11 protein-coding genes are annotated in these 17,582 nt (G+C 55.2%); 9 read left to right on the top strand and 2 right to left on the bottom strand.

The window, feature by feature from the left end; genetic code table 11:
* Positions 1 to 382: 382 nt before the first annotated feature.
* From JUK32_RS11470 to JUK32_RS11435, 8 genes are all read left to right on the top strand, one after another.
* A complete protein-coding gene (locus JUK32_RS11470) occupies positions 383 to 2,995 on the top strand; it encodes a DUF3536 domain-containing protein (RefSeq protein WP_204138991.1) in 2,613 nt (870 codons plus the stop codon).
* 600 nt (positions 2,996 to 3,595) lie between these two features.
* Positions 3,596 to 4,474: a M23 family metallopeptidase gene (locus JUK32_RS11465; RefSeq protein ID WP_204138990.1), complete on the top strand. Its 879-nt coding sequence runs from the start codon at positions 3,596 to 3,598 to the stop codon at positions 4,472 to 4,474.
* A gap of 83 nt (positions 4,475 to 4,557) precedes the next feature.
* Positions 4,558 to 4,995: a DUF4168 domain-containing protein gene (locus tag JUK32_RS11460; RefSeq protein WP_204138989.1), complete on the top strand. Its 438-nt coding sequence runs from the start codon at positions 4,558 to 4,560 to the stop codon at positions 4,993 to 4,995.
* 95 nt (positions 4,996 to 5,090) lie between these two features.
* Positions 5,091 to 5,558, top strand: coding sequence for a preQ(1) synthase (queF, locus tag JUK32_RS11455; protein WP_204138988.1), 468 nt, complete (start codon positions 5,091 to 5,093; stop codon positions 5,556 to 5,558).
* Between the two features lie 4 nt (positions 5,559 to 5,562).
* Complete coding sequence (locus tag JUK32_RS11450; protein ID WP_204138987.1) at positions 5,563 to 7,209, top strand: pseudouridine synthase; 1,647 nt, start codon at positions 5,563 to 5,565, stop codon at positions 7,207 to 7,209.
* A gap of 82 nt (positions 7,210 to 7,291) precedes the next feature.
* A complete protein-coding gene (locus tag JUK32_RS11445; RefSeq protein WP_204138986.1) occupies positions 7,292 to 8,572 on the top strand; it encodes a lipid-A-disaccharide synthase-related protein in 1,281 nt (426 codons plus the stop codon).
* Positions 8,573 to 8,699: 127 nt separating this feature from the next.
* Positions 8,700 to 9,152: a D-aminoacyl-tRNA deacylase gene (gene dtd / locus JUK32_RS11440; protein ID WP_204138985.1), complete on the top strand. Its 453-nt coding sequence runs from the start codon at positions 8,700 to 8,702 to the stop codon at positions 9,150 to 9,152.
* Positions 9,153 to 9,281: 129 nt separating this feature from the next.
* Positions 9,282 to 10,628: a leucine-rich repeat-containing protein kinase family protein gene (locus JUK32_RS11435; RefSeq protein WP_204138984.1), complete on the top strand. Its 1,347-nt coding sequence runs from the start codon at positions 9,282 to 9,284 to the stop codon at positions 10,626 to 10,628.
* 112 nt (positions 10,629 to 10,740) lie between these two features.
* On the opposite strand, the gene JUK32_RS11430 is transcribed toward JUK32_RS11435, so the two are convergent.
* On the bottom strand, positions 10,741 to 11,217 hold the full coding sequence (locus JUK32_RS11430; protein ID WP_204138983.1) for a DUF4079 domain-containing protein: 477 nt from the start codon (positions 11,215 to 11,217) through the stop codon (positions 10,741 to 10,743).
* Positions 11,218 to 11,887: 670 nt separating this feature from the next.
* On the opposite strand from JUK32_RS11430, the gene JUK32_RS11425 reads away from it, so the two are divergent.
* Positions 11,888 to 13,402, top strand: coding sequence for a diguanylate cyclase domain-containing protein (locus JUK32_RS11425; protein ID WP_204138982.1), 1,515 nt, complete (start codon positions 11,888 to 11,890; stop codon positions 13,400 to 13,402).
* A 252-nt stretch (positions 13,403 to 13,654) separates the two neighbouring features.
* On the opposite strand, the gene JUK32_RS11420 is transcribed toward JUK32_RS11425, so the two are convergent.
* Positions 13,655 to 17,173, bottom strand: a complete 3,519-nt coding sequence (locus tag JUK32_RS11420; RefSeq protein WP_204138981.1) for a DNA polymerase III subunit alpha — start codon at positions 17,171 to 17,173, stop codon at positions 13,655 to 13,657.
* Between the last annotated feature and the right edge of the window lie 409 nt (positions 17,174 to 17,582).

The raw sequence follows: 17,582 nt of genomic DNA, 5'->3' as shown, positions 1-17,582 counted from the left end.
TCATCGCTTTTGGGCGACGGCTCAAACTCTTGAGTATTAAGTATTACAGACGAATTATTCCAATCTCATGCACTGCCTCAAACCAATTTTTGACCTGGACAGATTGAGCCTTAATTGCGGCGAGGTTGATTAACGCTTGCTAGATCAGGCATCCTTTCTAGACGAGTTGACTATGTTTCCCATCGTCGCCGCTGCGGAAAGCACTCAAAATCAAGATTACTTTCATTCTCAAGTCAAGGTATCGGCCAGATAACGCATTGGTATTGCAGCCAAGAAACTAGCCCGATGACCTAGCGATCGTTAAGTCGGACCGCGCGACCAAGCGTTAGCGAAGGCGATGTCTCAGCCCGATGCCCCTTACCCACAGTGCTTGAAGTAACATATGAGCGAAATCAGCAAAATGTCCCCGGTGACCGCGCCCTCTCAGCCCCTGCCTGATCCCCCCACGGTGCTGGGCGTGTGCGTGTGTATTCATGGACATTTTTATCAGCCCCCGCGCGAAAATCCGTATCTTGGGGCCATCGAACACCAGCCCAGCGCCGCGCCCTTTCACGATTGGAATGAGCGCGTTCACCACGAGTGCTATCGTCCCAATGCCTACGCCCGCATTCTGAATGAGCATGGCGAGGTAATCGATATCGTGAATAATTTCGCCCATATCAGCTTCAACATCGGCCCCACGCTAATGAGTTGGATGGAGCGCCATGATCCCGAAACCTATCGCCGCATTTTAGAGGCCGATCGCGAGAGCTGCGATCGCTTTGCGGGCCACGGCAATGCGATCGCCCAGGTGTACAACCACATCATCATGCCCCTGGCGAGCGATCGCGATAAACACACGCAGATTCGCTGGGGCAAAGCTGATTTTGTGGCCCGGTTTGGCCGCGAGCCCGAGGGCATCTGGCTAGCTGAGACCGCCGTGGACTATCCCACCCTTGAAGCTTTAGTGGATGAAGGCTTTAAATTCACCATCCTCGCGCCCTCCCAAGTCCAGCGATGTCGCGTGATCCCCGGGGCCGATGAGCCGGAATCGGCATGGCATGAAGTGGGGGGTGGGCAAATTGATCCCAATCGACCTTACCGCTGTTATTTGCCGAGTCATAATGCGGACGGTTCCCATCGCTATATCGATGTCTTTTTCTACGATGGCCCGATTTCGCGTGACATGGGCTTTAACGATGTGCTCAGTTCTTCCCAGCATTTTGCCGGGCGCATTGGTCAAGCGGTGCGAGGCGATCATCGGCCGTCGCAACTGGTGGGCGTGGCTACCGATGGTGAAACCTTTGGCCACCACCGGGGCGGCGCGGAGAAAACCCTCGCCTATGCCGTCACGAAAGAGTTTCCGAATCAGGGGTGGACGGTCACCAACTATGCCTATTACCTGCACCATTGCCCGCCGACGTGGGAAGCCGTGCTGAAACCCGTGACCGCTTGGAGCTGCTCCCACGGGGTCGATCGCTGGCAAGATGACTGCGGGTGCGGCGGCGGCGGCCTGTGGCATCAAAAGTGGCGGCGGCCCCTACGCGATGCCCTCGACTGGCTGCGCGACGAATTGGCAGACATCTTTGAGCAGTATGGCACCACCCTGTTTATTGATCCTTGGGCGGCGCGGGATAGCTACGTCCAAGTGATTCGTCAGCGCACGGCCCAGAGTCGCGATCAGTTCTTTCGTCAATATCAGCATCATGCCCTGAGCAATGCTGAGCAGGTCGAGGCGTTGCGACTGCTGGAAATGCAGCGCCATGCTTTGTTGATGTACACCAGTTGCGGCTGGTTTTTTGATGAGGTGTCGCGCCCTGAGGGGACGCAGATTTTGCGCTATGCGGCGCGGGCGATCGAACTCGCGGGCGAAATCAGCGGCGTCGAGCTGGAAACGGAATTCATCAACCGACTGGAACCGGGGCTCAGCAATGTGCCCCAGTTTCACAATGCGGCGGGCGTCTATCGCCAATTGGCGATTCCTTCCCAGGTGAGCCTAGAACAGGTGGTGGCCCATTACGCCATGAGTTCCCTGTTCACGCCTTACCACGTCGAACAGCGCCTCTATTGCTACACCATTCAGCAACACGACTATCAGGTGCAGCGCATGGGGCCGTTGTCGCTGGCGGTGGGGCGGTTGCAGGTGACGTCGGATGTGACCGGCGATCGCTCTGACCTGAGTTTTGTGGTGCTGCACTTGGGCGGCTGGGATTTCCACTGTAGTGTCAACGGCTTCCGGCGACGGCTGGACTATCAGCGAGCCAAGGAGACGGTGCTGGCCGCGTTTACCAGTGGCAGCGCGGCGCAGGTGATTTTAGCCATGAACGAAGCCTTTGGGGATCACGCTTATAACTTGCAGACCCTGTTTGCCGAAGAGCGCCACCGCATCATGCAGCTCCTCAGCCGCGACACCTTGCAGCGTTTAGACCAGCTTTATGATCAGGTCTATCGCAACAATCACGGCTTGCTCAAAGCCTTTCACCGCGATGGTCTGACGGTGCCCCAAGAGTTACAAGTCGCGGCAGAAGTGGCAATCCGTCATCGCGCTTTGGAAAGTCTGCGTCTGCTGGATCAAGAAACCATTGATCTCAATGGCGGGCCGCTCAATCGGGGCACGGTTCACCTGATGCAGCTAGAGACTATCGCCCAAGAATCCCAGCAGTTTCAATGCGATTGTGCCATTCCCGAAGGCCAGCGCATTTTGGAAGGGATCATCTGGCGATCGCTGCGCCATTTTCTGAATCATCCGAAGCCAGAGCATCTGGTCGAGGATGTGGACTGGCTGCGACGGCTGATTAGCCTGGGTTATGAGCTGGGCGGGATTGCGTTGGTGCGATCGCAAGAACTGTATTGGCAACACCTTTCCGACTGGCTGAGCGTGCTACGACAGGAAGATCCCGCGCAAGCCATGATGTGGCTGAAACCCCTGCTGAAACTCGCAAAGTCGTTGGCGATTGACCCACAGGCGCTATTGACCCACGATGCGGCGTTGCGACAAGCGATCGAATCTCATTAGAATCGTCACCTTGTGCCTGGCTCGCTACCTTGGGCTGCTGGACTGATTGCCCGATGAGGTGGATGGTTGGGGGAGCGATCGCGATCGCTAATCGGTGTTCGTCTCTGGAGCCAGATGGTCTCAGAAAATTTGAGCGCTCCTTTGTTTGGGACACTTTTGACAGCGGCCACTAGCCCAGTCTTCCTCATCGGTTTAGTTGTCGGCTCTCTGGGATCTGCAATCTCAGCGCTGCCGCCTCGTGCCTTTTGGGTTGCTTCACGCAAGTCCCGAAACGTCGGCAAGCAAGACTTTCTTGGGGTTACTTTCAACGCTGTTGCCGCGTTCGCTTCCTCCAGTTTTGATGGTTGCGAACTGTGGCGGAGGCCGCAGCGTGGAGACTTTGTCGTGCCCTCTGGCGATAGTCCGCCGCGCTCCTGATTTTTGTGGCGCTACCGAAAACAGCGCGATCGCCCGCGCACGGCAGCGTTGCGGCATTGGCTGAGCGCTTGTTTTGGGTGGCATTCCAGCGTAAAAATTGCCTGATGGGAATGATCCCCGTATAATCCTGTAGGTAAATCTGTTGGAAATCTTAAGACTTTGTCTTCGTTCCCTGAAAAGCGTATGCGATTTCGATTACCCAGGCCCTACACCATTTTGATTACCCGAACTGGTGAAACGCCGATGGCAATTACCCTGAGACCCCTGCCGTTGGCAGTGATGGGCTTGCTGTTAGCGGCTTTGCCGGTGGTTTGGGTGTCCCAATTATTGGGGCAAAACGAGCAGCTGGCAGAGGAAAACGAAAACCTGACCGAGACGGCTACTGAAGTCTTGATTGAGCTGGAAACCTTGGACTCGGAAGTCGAGAATCTGCGCGAGCGGGCTGGAGTTCCTGAAGCGAGTTCTAGTGATCGTTCCTCGGTGGACATTCCCCGAGGTGGCGTGGAGCAGACCGCTGCCGCTAGCGATCTCTTTGCGCTGGCGAAGTCGCGGATGCCGCAAATTGACACCAAGCTTGAGGCTCACGTGCGGCCAGCCCTCGAAGATACGCTCGCCGAGGAAGCGGCTCAAGCGGCGGCTTTCCCCAGTGCCAAGCCGATTGAAGGAGCATTGGAAGTGACTTCGGAGTTTGGCCTGCGGCGCAATCCGTTTGGCGGCTCCCGCTACGAGATGCACAATGGCATCGATTTTCGCGGCCCAACGGGCACGCCAATTTATGCGACGGCAGATGGCATTGTCGTGAAAGCTGAGTATTCGGGCGGCTACGGGAAGCATGTGGTGATTGACCACGGCTATAGCTATGAAACACTGTATGCCCACTTGTCTGAAATCGAGTTGCAAGCGGGCGATCGCGTCAAGCGGGGCGCGTTAATTGGTGCACTGGGGTCGACTGGGCGTTCTTCGGGGCCGCACCTGCATTACGAAGTTCATCGAAATGGTCAGCCGGTTAATCCGCGCTACTACCTTGATCTGAATGACTTGTGGGCACAGCAGGATCAATAGCGTTCCCGGCATGATGGACTGCAAGCGTGGCATCGAGTATTAAGTTCGTCATACTAAAATCAGCCGTAAACAGGAGAACGGATGTGACCAAAGTTAAACCGCTTGCTCAATGGCCGCAGTCGTTTTGGGTGGTGGCTGGTCTAGTTTGTTTGATCGGTAGTTTGTGCTGGCCGAGTGCGATCGCTTGGGCTGATGATGGTACCGATGCCCCCACGCCAGCGGTGATGGAACCCGTGACGGAGCTGAATGCGACGGATATTCCGTCTGAGAAGGTCGATCAGTTTGTCTCGGCTTACCTCAGTGTGGCCGAGTTGATTGACGATCACACTACCGACCTCCAGCGGGCCGAAACTGAAGCTGAGTCTGTACAGCTCCAACGGGCCGTCGAGTCGGAAGCGTTTACCCTCATTCAAGCGGCGGGGCTAACTCGACAGGACTACTTTCAACTGCTGGGCTTGGCGAACACCGACCCGGAGTTTCGCGATCGCGTTCTCGCTCAACTTGAAGAGAGCGCCAGTTAACGGCTGGGTCGAGGGCGTCGCGGTTAGCCATCGCCTGAGAACTGGCTAGGATTAATCTTGAATCAGACGTTGCCCGCCATATTGATGCCGACCTTATGACGACTTTCCAATCCGTAGACCATAAACAGCCGCGTTCTGCTCCGGTAGCAACCGATCAGCAATATGGCGATCGCGCCATTGTTCAAGCTGCCGTCGAGCCGTTAGAAAAATGGCCGAATCCAACCGATAACACTTACACCATTCACCTGGAACATCCAGAATTTACGGCGCTGTGCCCCCGTTCGGGCTATCCCGACTTTGGCACCATTGTGGTGGATTATCAGCCTGGTGCCTGGGTGGTCGAGCTGAAAGCCTTTAAGCTGTACATCAATTCATTTCGGGATCAGCGCATCAGCCATGAGCTGGTGACGAATGCGATCGCGGATCGCCTCTGGCAAGAACTCGCTCCGATTGGTCTGCGAGTGATTGGCGACTATACCCGGCGGGGGGGCGTCAAAACGGTGATTACCGTTGCCAAGGGCGATGGTTCGCTCTTTACGCCTTACACGCCCAACCTGCTGTAGACCGATGGGGCGGCTTTATCCAGTGACGGACTTTGTGGCGGGCGATCGCGCGATTCCCTCCAACCCACCGGATTACTGGTATGAGGGCCGCTGTCCCCAGACGCACCAATGGTTACGGCTGCCCCGGACGCCCGAGGCGGAAGCGATCGCCCAGGGCCTGATGCCCATCCTGCCCGCCGCGATCGGTGATCCCACCGAAGGCAAAATGATTGGGGTATTGCTCGTCGCGACGCCCACGGGCGAACGAGGCGTTCTCAAAGCCTTTTCTGGCTTATGGCACGGTCAAGCCACGGTGGCGGGCTGGGTGCCGCCGATTCCTGGTCGGGAGCAAGTGTCTTTGTTAGAAATACAGACCTTGCGACAGCTAGAGCAGCTGAAGCAGGAGATCATCACGCGGCAACAGATGCCCGAGCGGGCTTTGTTTACGGCCCAGTCCCAAATATTTGCTGAGCAGTTGCAAGCCTGGTCACAGTGGCACCGTCAGCAGAAGCAAGCCCGCGATCGCCGCCGCGAGCAGGATGCTCAGACCTTGACTGGCCCCGAGCTGGCCCAGACGGAGTCAGAACTTGTGCGCCAGAGTCAACACGAGGGTGGCGAAAAGCGCCGACTCAAACGACAACGTGATGCCGTCTTGGCCCCGTTGCGAGCCGCGATCGCCCAAGCCGACGCCCAAATTCGCGAGCTGAAACAACAGCGCCAAGCCCTCTCACGACAGCTGCAAACCCAAATGCATGCGGCGTATTCCCTCACTAACTTTGCGGGAGAAACGGCGGCCTTAGCCGCCCTTTGGCCCATAGGACTGCCTACGGGCACCGGTGACTGCGCCGCCCCCAAACTGTTGCACTACGCTGCGACCCATGACCTGAAGCCTTTGGCGATGGCGGAATTTTGGTGGGGGCCAGCGACGGATGACAAGCATCCTGGTCAGTTTTACGGCGCTTGCGCCGATCGCTGTCAACCGATTATGGGCTTTTTGCTCTCGGGGTTAACGCCAGCCGATGTTCCGAAACCGATCGCCGATGAGCCACTCCCGCTCTTATTCGAAGATGCATCGCTGCTGGTGGTGGATAAGCCGAGCGGCTTGCTCTCAGTGCCGGGACGCACCCAGGCGTTGCAAGACAGCGTGGTGAGTCGCCTCCGGTGCCAGCGATCGGACATCGCGTATTTGGCCGCTGGGCATCGGCTCGACAAAGGCACGTCGGGCTTGTTGGTGCTCGCCAAAACTGAGGTGGCCCAGCGGCATCTGCACCAGCAGTTTGCCCATCGTCAGGTGCAAAAAACTTACGAGGCCCTGCTGAGCGCCCCCGTTGAGCAGCCCCAAGGCAGGATTGATTTACCCCTGTGGCGCGATCCCCACGACCGCCCCAAAACCACCGTTCACCCCGAATATGGAAAACCGAGTCTGACTGAATATCAGGTGTTAACGGCGGGCGATCGCCCCCGCCTCCACTTCGTACCCCACACGGGCCGCACCCATCAACTTCGCGTCCACGCCGCCCATCCCCACGGCCTCAACGCGCCCATCTTGGGCGACACCCTGTACGGAACGAAGGGGCAAACTGACCGCCTCCACCTCCATGCCAAAGCGATCCGATTCCGCCATCCCGTGACGGCTGAAGACGTAGTGCTGACGAGTCCAGTCCCGTTTTAGACCAACCGCGAACGAGTTAGCGGGATGACTCACCCAGTCTCGGTCTATGCTGCTTAGAGTCCAGTCATTCAGTTCTGTGAGTATGACGACTCGGTTGCTCTGCATTAGTAATGGTCATGGGGAAGACGAGATCGCCCTCCGCATCCTTTCAGAGTTGCGATCGCGGCATCCAGCGGTGGAAATGGCCGCCCTGCCTTTAGTGGGAGTAGGCAGCTCATTCGTCAACCAGCAAATTCCCCTGATTGCCGCGACTCAGACTTTACCGTCTGGTGGTTTCATTTATATGGATAGCCGGCAACTGGCACGCGATCTCAAAGGCGGACTGGTGCAGCTCACCCTGAGGCAGCTCAAAGCGTTGAAACAGTGGGCTCGGGAAGGCGGCACCGTGCTGGCAGTAGGCGATGTGATTCCTGCCGCTTTTGCTTGGTGGAGTGGGTTGCCCTATGCCGTCATTGGCACGGCCAAGTCGGCCTACTATCTGCGGGATGAGCAGGGGCCACTGCCGGACTTGCCCTGGTATGCGGGTTGGGCGGGCTCGATGTATTTGCCGTGGGAGCGCTGGCTAATGAGTCGCGATCGCTGTCGGGCGGCGATCGTTCGCGATGAATTGACTCGGGGGGAATTGCAGCAACTCGGCGTGCCCCAAGTGTTTGCGGGCAATCCGATGATGGATGGCTTGGACCCCACGGCGCAGTTGAGTGCGCTCAAACCAGATGCCGCCGAGACCCTGACGGTGGCGTTGTTACCAGGGTCGCGATCGCCTGAAGCTTATGCCAACTGGCAACTGATCGTTACCGCAATGGACAGCGTGTTGTCACAATTTGCCCCGCGTGCCGTGCAGTTTTTTGGGGCGATCGCCCCCGCTCTCGATTTGACTGAATTACAGTCAGGGTTAGCTGCCGCTGGTTGGCAACCCGATCCCCGGCATCCCCAGACCCAATTCACGAAAGCCCAGGGGCAGGTAGTCTTGACCCAAACTGCTTACGCTGACTGTTTGCAAGCGGCGGATACGGCGATCGCCATGGCGGGTACGGCTACCGAGCAATTTGTGGGACTGGGCAAGCCAGCTTTCATTACGCCGGGCGCAGGGCCGCAATTCAACCCCACCTTTGCTAAGCTGCAAACCCGGCTGTTAGGGTCGTCCGTGGTGTTAGTCCCGAATACTGAGGACATTGGCGGCAAGATGGCTCAGGTGTTGGCTGATGGCGATCGCCTGGACGCTATTCGTCAAAACGGTCAGCGCCGCCTGGGGCCACCCGGAGCCGCAGCAGCGATCGCGCAAATTCTGGCCGCGCAACTACTGGAAATCCCCGCACAGTCAGCTGAGTCAACAGCGGCCCCGACACGTCAAGAGTCAGCCTGAGGAGACATGGGGATGGCGCGATCGCTGGTGAGCGATCGCATCGGCGTTTATGCTGTCTACAGCCCGGCGATGGGCTGCTCCCTTGCCCCTTCGGCCCGTGTTTACCCCTTCCCTGAGAATCCGTTCCATGCGTGTTGTCGTTCAGCGAGTGCAGTCCTCCAGTGTGTCGGTGGCCGGTGCAATCGTGGGGCAAATCGGTCGCGGCCTCAACCTGCTCGTCGGCATTGCCCCCACCGACACGCCTGCCGAGCTCGCTTGGATGGCCCGTAAATGTCTGTACCTGAGAATTTTTTCCGCGCCGGGGAGCGATCGCCCTGATTTATCTGTCCAAGACATCCAGGGGGAACTCTTAGTCATTAGCCAGTTCACCCTTTATGGCGATTGCAATAAAGGTCGTCGCCCCTCTTTTGCCCAAGCCGCCCCACCTGACCAAGCGGAAATGCTCTATGAGCAGTTTGTCGAGATGCTCACGCAAAGTGGTTTAGTGGTGGAAATGGGCCGATTTGGCGCGATGATGCAGGTCGATATCGTGAACGATGGCCCGTTTACCCTCGTGCTAGAGCGAGCAGCCACCGCCTAGATTTTCGGCTGGTCGTCATGTTTCATCTACTGCGGGTAAGCACCTTGAGAATTTATCCGGGCCGCATCCACGGCTAAAATCTGCTTGACCCCAAACAGCGACGCACACCTTCAAAGCACCCCCAACACCATGGCCACATTGGAGCAATTACGAAGCGGTGAGATTCAAGGCGTCAAGCGCCTCAGTTTGTCAGAGCAGCTGACCCAATTTCCCCCGGAGATCTTTAAGCTGGCGGATTGCTTAGAGATTTTGGACCTGTCCAACAATCGTCTATCGGCATTACCCGACGACTTGCCTCGGCTGCGCCACCTCCAGGTGCTGTTTCTGAACAACAATCAATTTGAGACCGTGCCCGAAGTATTGGCACAGTGTCCTCAACTCTCCATGATTAGCTTTAAGGCCAATCAGCTCACCAACCTGAGCGAAACCGCCCTGCCCCCCCAAACCCGGTGGTTGATTCTCACCAACAACCAACTCACCACCCTACCCGCCTCGCTGGGCCAATTGTCTAAACTGCAAAAACTCATGCTGGCAGGCAATCGCCTACAGTTTTTGCCGGATGAGTTGGCCGCCTGTCAAAACTTAGAACTGATTCGACTCGCGGCCAATCAGTTATCGGCTCTGCCCGATTGGTTACTGTCGTTGCCCCGTCTCGCTTGGCTGGCCTATGCGGGCAATCCCTTTTGCACTGAATTCTCCCCAGTTCCCCAATCGTCTGGAGATTTGACCACAATTGATTGGGGCGATCTCGCCGTGGCTGAAGAACTAGGACAGGGAGCCTCTGGCGTCATTTACCGAGCCGTTTGGCAACGCCAGGACTCCTCGCAGACCGTTGCCGTCAAATTATTCAAAGGCGCTATCACCAGCGATGGCTCCCCGATCGATGAAATGCAGGCCTGTATGGCGGCTGGGCGTCATCCTCATTTGGTGAGCGTATTGGGGCAGGTGGTGAATCATCCAGCGCAAAAAGCCGGACTGGTTTTTCCCTTTATCGAAGCTGACTACAAAACCTTGGGCGGCCCGCCTAGTTTGGCCAGTTGCACCCGCGACACCTACCCTGCCGAGACGCAGTTTCCTTTGGCGGTGAGTCTGCGGATCGCCAGCGGGATTGCCGCCGCTGCCGCTCATTTGCATGGTCGTGGCATTCTGCATGGCGACCTTTACGCGCACAATATTTTGACGAATGCTAGCGGCGACAGTTTTTTGAGCGATTTTGGGGCCGCTGGATTTTTCGACGCTACCGAGGCTCATCTCAGCACGGATTTAGCCCGCCTTGAAGTGAGGGCGTTTGGCTGTCTGTTAGAAGATCTGTTAGACCGTTGTCCGCCGCCAGATATCGAGGCCCACAGCGATCGCTGGCACACCCTGAAGCACCTGCAGCAAGCCTGTCTGTCGTCACAGCTCGGCGATCGCCCCACCTGGCAGGCCATCGTTGAGATCTTGGACAGTTTGGCAACCGAAACGTCGCTGTCGTGAAGAGCGATCGCCCGTCAGGCAAATTGGGCCATAAACAAACTCGGCAGGAGCGATCGCCCCTGCCGAGTTTTCAATTGCCTGGATACGTCGGTGACGGTTGTGGCTGCCGCAATTAGCTCCCGAAGTTTTCGAGGATGCGCTGCACAATCTGCACCCCCGTGACAGCTTGCCAGCCAAACAACCCGACTAAAATCACGTTCAGAGCAATATGGGCTGAACGCGCCGTGTCATTGCCCTTTTGCATAAACGGTACCAAAGAAGCTGAGGTGGCAATCATCCCCGTCATGCCCAACCCCACCAGTAGGTGCGGGCCGAAAAAGAGCTTGCCGTTGTTGACGTAGGTCACTCCCATGCCGCCGATACTGCCCAACACCATCAGTGCGAGCAAGGCTGAGCCCCACTTGTGATGCCGCGCGTTAAACTTGCCTTTAATCAATTCCTTCTTGACATCACCTTCCGCTGACCGCGTCTGGCGAATTTTGAACCCGAGATACATGGCATAAATGCTCAGCCCTAATAAAACCCACATAAAAATGGGATGAAAAAAGTTCAAATAAGGCTTCAACGGTTCCAATGGGCCAATGTCCATATTTCTTACCCTTCCTAACGGCTGCTCTCATACACAAAAATTATAGATTGCTGGCCGACTGAGAGCTACCTTACCGGTTGGCAGAATCATTGATGCCGGGCCTGACTGTCTGCGATCGGTCTTTGCCCCAGCAAATCCCAAATTTGCCAATCCATCAATGGTTTAAAACTCGGATCTCATCCGCAAGCGAATTCCGCAATGCAAACATAGGAGGTATGCCTTTGCCCTACGGCCCCAAACGGATCCCCTCAATCATTGAGTGGCACGGGGCAATGTAAACGAAACGCTTTACATTCATCCGGATTCCTTCATGACCAAGTAAATTGATTGGATGGTCGCGCTGTTTTGCGAAGGTACGCAAGTTTGGTCCGCCAAGCTACTCCGTGAAAATATCCCCTACAGCGTTTCCTGTTCCCGTGAGGTACAGCGTCAGCCCTGAAATCCTTGTCACGCTTAAGTCTTAGATCTGAATTTGTCCCTTATCCAGCGGGGGAACGCTGTATTTCAGTGGTTCTCATGGCTGCTTTAAAGGGCTGGCGCGATTGATGGATTACCGTCCATATCGCTTCCTCAATGATTTTTCTGTATGGAATACGTATTGGTGCAGGCCGTCGTTCGCAAGTGGTAATTAAGTCAACCATAGGCGCTTTTAAGAAGCTGATTGATATAGATGACTGGTCAGTATCAAAAACTGTTTGAGCTGTGCTCTGAATCCTGTCTGATCACAACTGCTGATGGTTACATTGAAGATGCCAATCAGGCGGCTCAGACCTTGCTGGGTAAGCCTTTGGCCGCATTGCAGGGGCAGTCTTTGTCACATTTTGTCGTTGCGACGGAGCGATCGCGGCTACAGCAGCGACTGAACTATATCGCGACGACGGCAGCGCAGATTCCCCCCTGGGAAATGTCATTACAAACCCTGGGACAACCCGTTCGAGTGCAGGTCAATGCTGACTCTATCGCCACTGCCAATGGGCAACTCATCGTCTGTTGGTGTTTGAAAAAACTGCAAGATCGTCAAATCGTGTCTGAGGTGATGCGGCAGAGTAATCAAGCGGTGGCTGCGGCCATTCAGGCTGAGACCCAGGAACTGAAAAGAATTAATCAAGCCCTACAGCAAAAGATCAAAATCCTCCGGCGGCAACGCCAGTTAACGCAACGAGAGTTATCCCAAGAACGACTGATTGACACGATTTCTCAACGCATCTATGAGTGTACGGAGTTAGATGAAATTTTAGACACTACCGTGGCGCAGGTGCGGTTGTTTTTGCGGACAGATCGGGTTGTGCTTTACCGTTTCAAGCCTGACTGGAGCGGTACCGTGACCGTTGAATCAGCGGCACCGGGGGTGATGCCCATTCTCTTTACCCACATCGAAGAGCCGTGCTTTCGCGATGGCTATGTCTCGCTCTACGAACAAGGTCGCGTGCGAGCGATCAACGATATTTACACTGCTGGCATCGATGCTTGTCATATCGAGTTACTGAGCGGCTTTGGCGTGCGGGCCAATCTGGTCGTGCCCGTGTTGCAAGAGGGGCGGCTTTGGGGATTGCTGATTGCCCACCATTGCCGGGGGCCACGCTACTGGACCGAGACTGAAATTCAACTGTTGTCTCGAATCGCCATGCAGTTTGGCATTGCGGTATTTCAAGCAGAACTGTACGAGCATTGGCAAACCCTCGCGACCATGGATGGTTTGACCGGGGTCGCCAATCGCCGTCGATTTGACCATTACCTAGAAGAGTGTTGGCGAGAGCAACAGACTCGGGGTGGCATGTTGACGTTGATTCTGGCGGATATTGATTTCTTCAAACAGTACAACGATCGCTATGGACACCCTGAAGGCGATACCTGTTTTAAACAGGTGGCAAGCACGATGCAGTTAGTCTTTAAGCGATCGCAAGACTTGGTCGCCCGCTACGGCGGCGAAGAGTTTGTCATTCTGCTGCCGGATACGGAGGCCGATGCGGCCGTAGAGTTGCTTGGGATACTGCGCTGCCGTATTCAGGCATTGGCCATTCGGCACGAAGATTCTCAATCTGGGAGTTTGACCCTGAGTTTTGGCCTGGCCTCAATGGTGCCCCAAGCAGCGATCGCTCCTGATGAGTTACTCAATCTGGCCGATCGCGCGTTGTATCAGGCCAAAGCGCAGGGGCGTAACCGCATCGCCCTGCCCACTTCTTAGATGTTCGCAAGCGCAGGAAGCCACGCTCAAGGTATCGACGCCCGATAGGGGATAGCTGATCAGGGGCGTTCCCAAAACGCATTTCCCCATCCACTGCCCCCACCGGAGTTCGCCGTGCTCGCCGTGCCTAAGGGACTTGCGCGCAAAAAAGACCCCCATGGACCGAGTTTCGACTCCGCTCAACTCTCGATACTGGAAGGTTGAGCGAAGTCGAAACCGGATTAAACGGATACTTTTTTTAGTTGCAGTTTCCTAAGCGCTGATCAAAGGACTGGTGCGGGCCTTGAAATCGGCTCGGGCTAGCGCTGCGATCGCGGCTTCCGCATCCTTGACCCGAAACTGAGCCCCTAACCGTACTACCTGCCGCTCGACATCTTTGCCAATCACGGCAATCACAGGAACTCGGGCATATTTCGGATCATCGCCTTGATTGCTCCGAATCACATTGCGTAAGCGATGCTGTTGCTCAATATCAGCGGCAATGCTGGCATCCAGATCCACCATGACCATGGTTACGTCTTCGATGGGTTCAGCATCATCAACGATGAATTGAATCTGATCGTCCCGGCGATCGCATTTACCCCACACCATCAACCGGGCATCGGGCTGAATGTGCTGCCCAATCCGTTCATAAGAGCGGGGGAACACGACCCCTTCCACGCTGCCGGAGAGATCTTCGAGCAGCACGATGGCCATGCGATCGCCTTTTTTCGTCACGATGGGTTTCACGTTCGCCAACATTGCGATCGCGCTCAACGTCACATTTTCCGGTAATCCTTCCAGTTCGCCTAAGTTCACCGGAGCCAAAATGCGGGCTGACTTTTGCACCGACTTCAGGGGATGGTCTGAAATGTAGAAGCCGAGTAGTTCCTTTTCCTGTTTGAGCTTGTCTTGCGGTTCAAAATCATCTACCGGTGGCGCTTTCGGAGCACTTTCAAAGCCTCCCATGGACGCGATCTCTCCCGCCGGATCGCCTCCCACGCCCAGCATATCCAGCAAGTTGCCCTGACCAATCTCTCGATCCTTGGCCCGACTTTGCGCCCATTCCAAGACCAGTTCCAAATCGTGCATCAACTGGTTGCGATTCGGGTCAATGGGGTCAAATGCGCCACTGAGAATCAACGCCTCCAACGCTCGCCGGTTTACTGCCCGCATATCAACGCGATCGCACAGCTCCGGCAACGACGTGAATGGCCCGTCCTCCTCGCGACTCTCTAAAAGACACTCAATGGCTCCCTGCCCAAGGTTGCGCACCGCCGACAGGCCAAACAAAATCTGCTGCCCCTTCGGTGTGAAATCCACCCGCGACTCATTGATATTCGGCGGCAGCACTTCAATGCCCATGCTGATGCAGTTCGCAATGTGCATCTGCACCTTATCCTGGTCGCCGCTGTTCGAGGTCAGCAGCGCCGCCATATATTCGACGGGATAATTCGCCTTCAGATACGCTGTTTGAAAGGTCACAAATCCGTAGGCGGTAGAGTGCGACTTATTGAAGCAGTACTCCGCAAACTTCACCATCTGATCCCAAAGCTCTTCGACCACTTTCTTGGGAACACCCTTGGCTACCGACCCTTCAATGAATTGTCCTTTGTGCTTCTCCATCTCCGAGACTTTCTTTTTACCCATAGCTCTTCGCAACAGGTCAGCCTGTCCCAGCGAATAGCCCGCCATATCCTGGGCAATTTTCATGATCTGTTCTTGGTAGACCATGATGCCGTAGGTCTCGCTGAGAATTGGCTCCAGAACTTTGTCCGCAAAGTCAATTTTCTCGCGCCCGTGCTTCCGGTTTATGAACTTGGGAATCAGCCCTGCATCTAGCGGCCCCGGTCGATATAGAGCCAAGACCGACGAAATGTCTTCTAAACCCGACGGCTTTAAATCCCGCACAATTTGCCGCATCCCCGAAGATTCCAGTTGAAATACGCCCCCCAAATCGCCCTTTTCTAGCAGCTTGAAGGTCGCTGGATCATCCATCGGCAAATCGTCCATATCGAGGACTTCGCCTTTGCCCGCTGCCACCAACTCCACCGCCCGGTGAATCATCGTCAAGTTGCGCAGCCCTAAGAAGTCCATTTTCAGGAGTCCCAGGGCTTCCACATCTTCCATGTAGTACTGCGTGATCACCTGGCCATCGTTATTCCGCTGCAGCGGCACAATCTCATCCAGCGGATCTTTCGAGATCACGACCCCGGCCGCATGAACTCCGAAAGTTTTGTTCATGCCCTCAATCCGCATCGCCATGTCCAGCCAGCGTTGCACCTGCGGATCTTTGTCGTAGCGCTCCTTAAACTCGGGCGCAGGTGTGTCATCCGACACCATGACCTTGAGTTTGGTCGGCTTGCCGCGCGACACGGGGATGAGTTTCGCCATGCGATCGGATTCCGCGTAGGGAATATCCAGCACCCTGGCCACATCCTTGAGTACGGCTTTAGAGGTCATGCGGTTGAAAGTGATAATCTGCGCCACCCGCTCTTTGCCGTACTTTTCCGTCACATAATCAATGACTTCGTCTCGCCGTTCGATGCAGAAGTCCGTATCAATATCCGGCATCGACTTCCGTTCAGGATTAAGGAAGCGCTCAAACAGTAGTCCGTGGTGTACCGGATCAATATTCGTAATTCCCATCGCATAGGCCACCAAAGACCCTGCGGCTGAGCCCCGCCCCGGCCCGACTGGAATGTTGTTCTCCCGCGCAAATCGGATGTAGTCCCACACCACCAAAAAGTAAGTGGGGAAACCCATCTGAATCATCATTTCGACTTCGTATTCGAGGCGATCGCGATACTCTTGCTCAATTTCCGTGTAGTCTGCCGCTTTCATCCGTTGCACCAACCCCTCTCGGGCAACGTGAGCCATGTAGTCTTCGGCTCCCTCAAATTGCTCCGGAATTGGGAAGTCGGGAATTCGCGGTTGCCCCAAAATTCCGGTATATTCTTCGACCTTATCCGCCACTTCCAACGTGGTTTGGATCGATTCTTCGATCACGTCATCAGGCAAATGATCTCGAAACAGTCGCCGCATCTCATCCGCCGACTTCAAATATTCGGTGCCGCTATATCGCAACCGTTTATCTTCGGTCACCAGTTTCCCGGTCTGAATGCACAACAAGGCATCGTGGGCTTCCACATCGAGACACGAGATAAAGTGAGAATCGTTGGTGCAGATAATCTTGATATCCAGCTCGCGGGCAATCTTCACCACTTCGACATTCACGATGCGATCTTCGGGTGACCCATGGTCTTGGATCTCTAAATAGTAGTCGTCCCCAAAAACGTCCTTATACCACTGAGCTTCTCGTCGCGCGATCTCCGGCCGTTTCTGCAAAATCGCTTGAGGCACTTCACCGCCCAGGCAAGCGCTCGTAACGATGAGCCCTTCTTTGTACTTCTCTAATAGCTCCTTGTTAATACAGGGACGTGAAAAGATCCCTCGCCCTTGCATCCCTTCTAAATGGGAGAGCGTTGTCAGCTTTACCAGGTTCTTGTAGCCCTGGGTATTCTTCGCCAAAATCACCTGGTGATAACGAGGACGTCGCTGTTGCTTATCGATGTCCCCGTTAATTAAGTACATCTCGTTGCCGATGATGGGCTTAATGCCAGCCTTCTTACAAACTTTGATGAGTTCAATCGCGCCGTACATCACGCCGTGATCAGTAAGAGCGATCGCGGGCATTTCCAGTGACTTCGCATACTCGACAAGGTGCGGTAACTGACTCGCCCCATCCAACAAACTGTAGTCACTATGAATATGTAGACCTACAAACGACATAAGCCCAGCCTTGGCATTAGTGCAAATATACTGCGAAAGCATAGTCAAGTTCCGTACCAAACCAAACTATGCCTGAGATGCCAATAGAGTAGCTCATGAACCCGCTATATCTAGCAAAGCTCTAAACTTTTAAGCAAAAAGAAACGCCAAATGTAGTGACTCGTGACAGCGGAGCATGCAAGTCAACCGAAACTCTGCCCCGCTTTGACAATAACCGTTCAACTGGGCTCATCACCAAAGAGCGTCAGCAGCGAATGGCCCTAAAAAAAGTTTGTCATCTGCAAAAGATTTTTCACGAAGTTGAAACAACGCTTGCCGCAAAAACCCTGAACCCACCGTGCAATCTTGCTTTCAGCACCCCAAAATTTCTCCATCAAAGTGATTGACAGTTAGGAGTGGAGTCGCTATA

Source organism: Halomicronema sp. CCY15110 (assembly GCF_016888165.1).
Taxonomy (GTDB): Bacteria; Cyanobacteriota; Cyanobacteriia; order Phormidesmidales; family Phormidesmidaceae; genus Halomicronema.
The sequence above is the reverse complement of the archived record's forward strand: the minus strand, read 5'-3'. Positions and strand labels throughout refer to the sequence as shown.

Coding starts and splice junctions, on each gene's coding strand:
- JUK32_RS11470 (WP_204138991.1), top strand. CDS start 383: ATGAGCGAAATCAGCAAAATGTCCCCGGTGACCGCGCCCTCTCAGCCC.
- JUK32_RS11465 (WP_204138990.1), top strand. CDS start 3,596: ATGCGATTTCGATTACCCAGGCCCTACACCATTTTGATTACCCGAACT.
- queF (WP_204138988.1), top strand. CDS start 5,091: ATGACGACTTTCCAATCCGTAGACCATAAACAGCCGCGTTCTGCTCCG.
- JUK32_RS11450 (WP_204138987.1), top strand. CDS start 5,563: ATGGGGCGGCTTTATCCAGTGACGGACTTTGTGGCGGGCGATCGCGCG.
- JUK32_RS11445 (WP_204138986.1), top strand. CDS start 7,292: ATGACGACTCGGTTGCTCTGCATTAGTAATGGTCATGGGGAAGACGAG.
- dtd (WP_204138985.1), top strand. CDS start 8,700: ATGCGTGTTGTCGTTCAGCGAGTGCAGTCCTCCAGTGTGTCGGTGGCC.
- JUK32_RS11435 (WP_204138984.1), top strand. CDS start 9,282: ATGGCCACATTGGAGCAATTACGAAGCGGTGAGATTCAAGGCGTCAAG.
- JUK32_RS11430 (WP_204138983.1), bottom strand. CDS start 11,217: ATGGACATTGGCCCATTGGAACCGTTGAAGCCTTATTTGAACTTTTTT.
- JUK32_RS11425 (WP_204138982.1), top strand. CDS start 11,888: ATGACTGGTCAGTATCAAAAACTGTTTGAGCTGTGCTCTGAATCCTGT.
- JUK32_RS11420 (WP_204138981.1), bottom strand. CDS start 17,173: ATGTCGTTTGTAGGTCTACATATTCATAGTGACTACAGTTTGTTGGAT.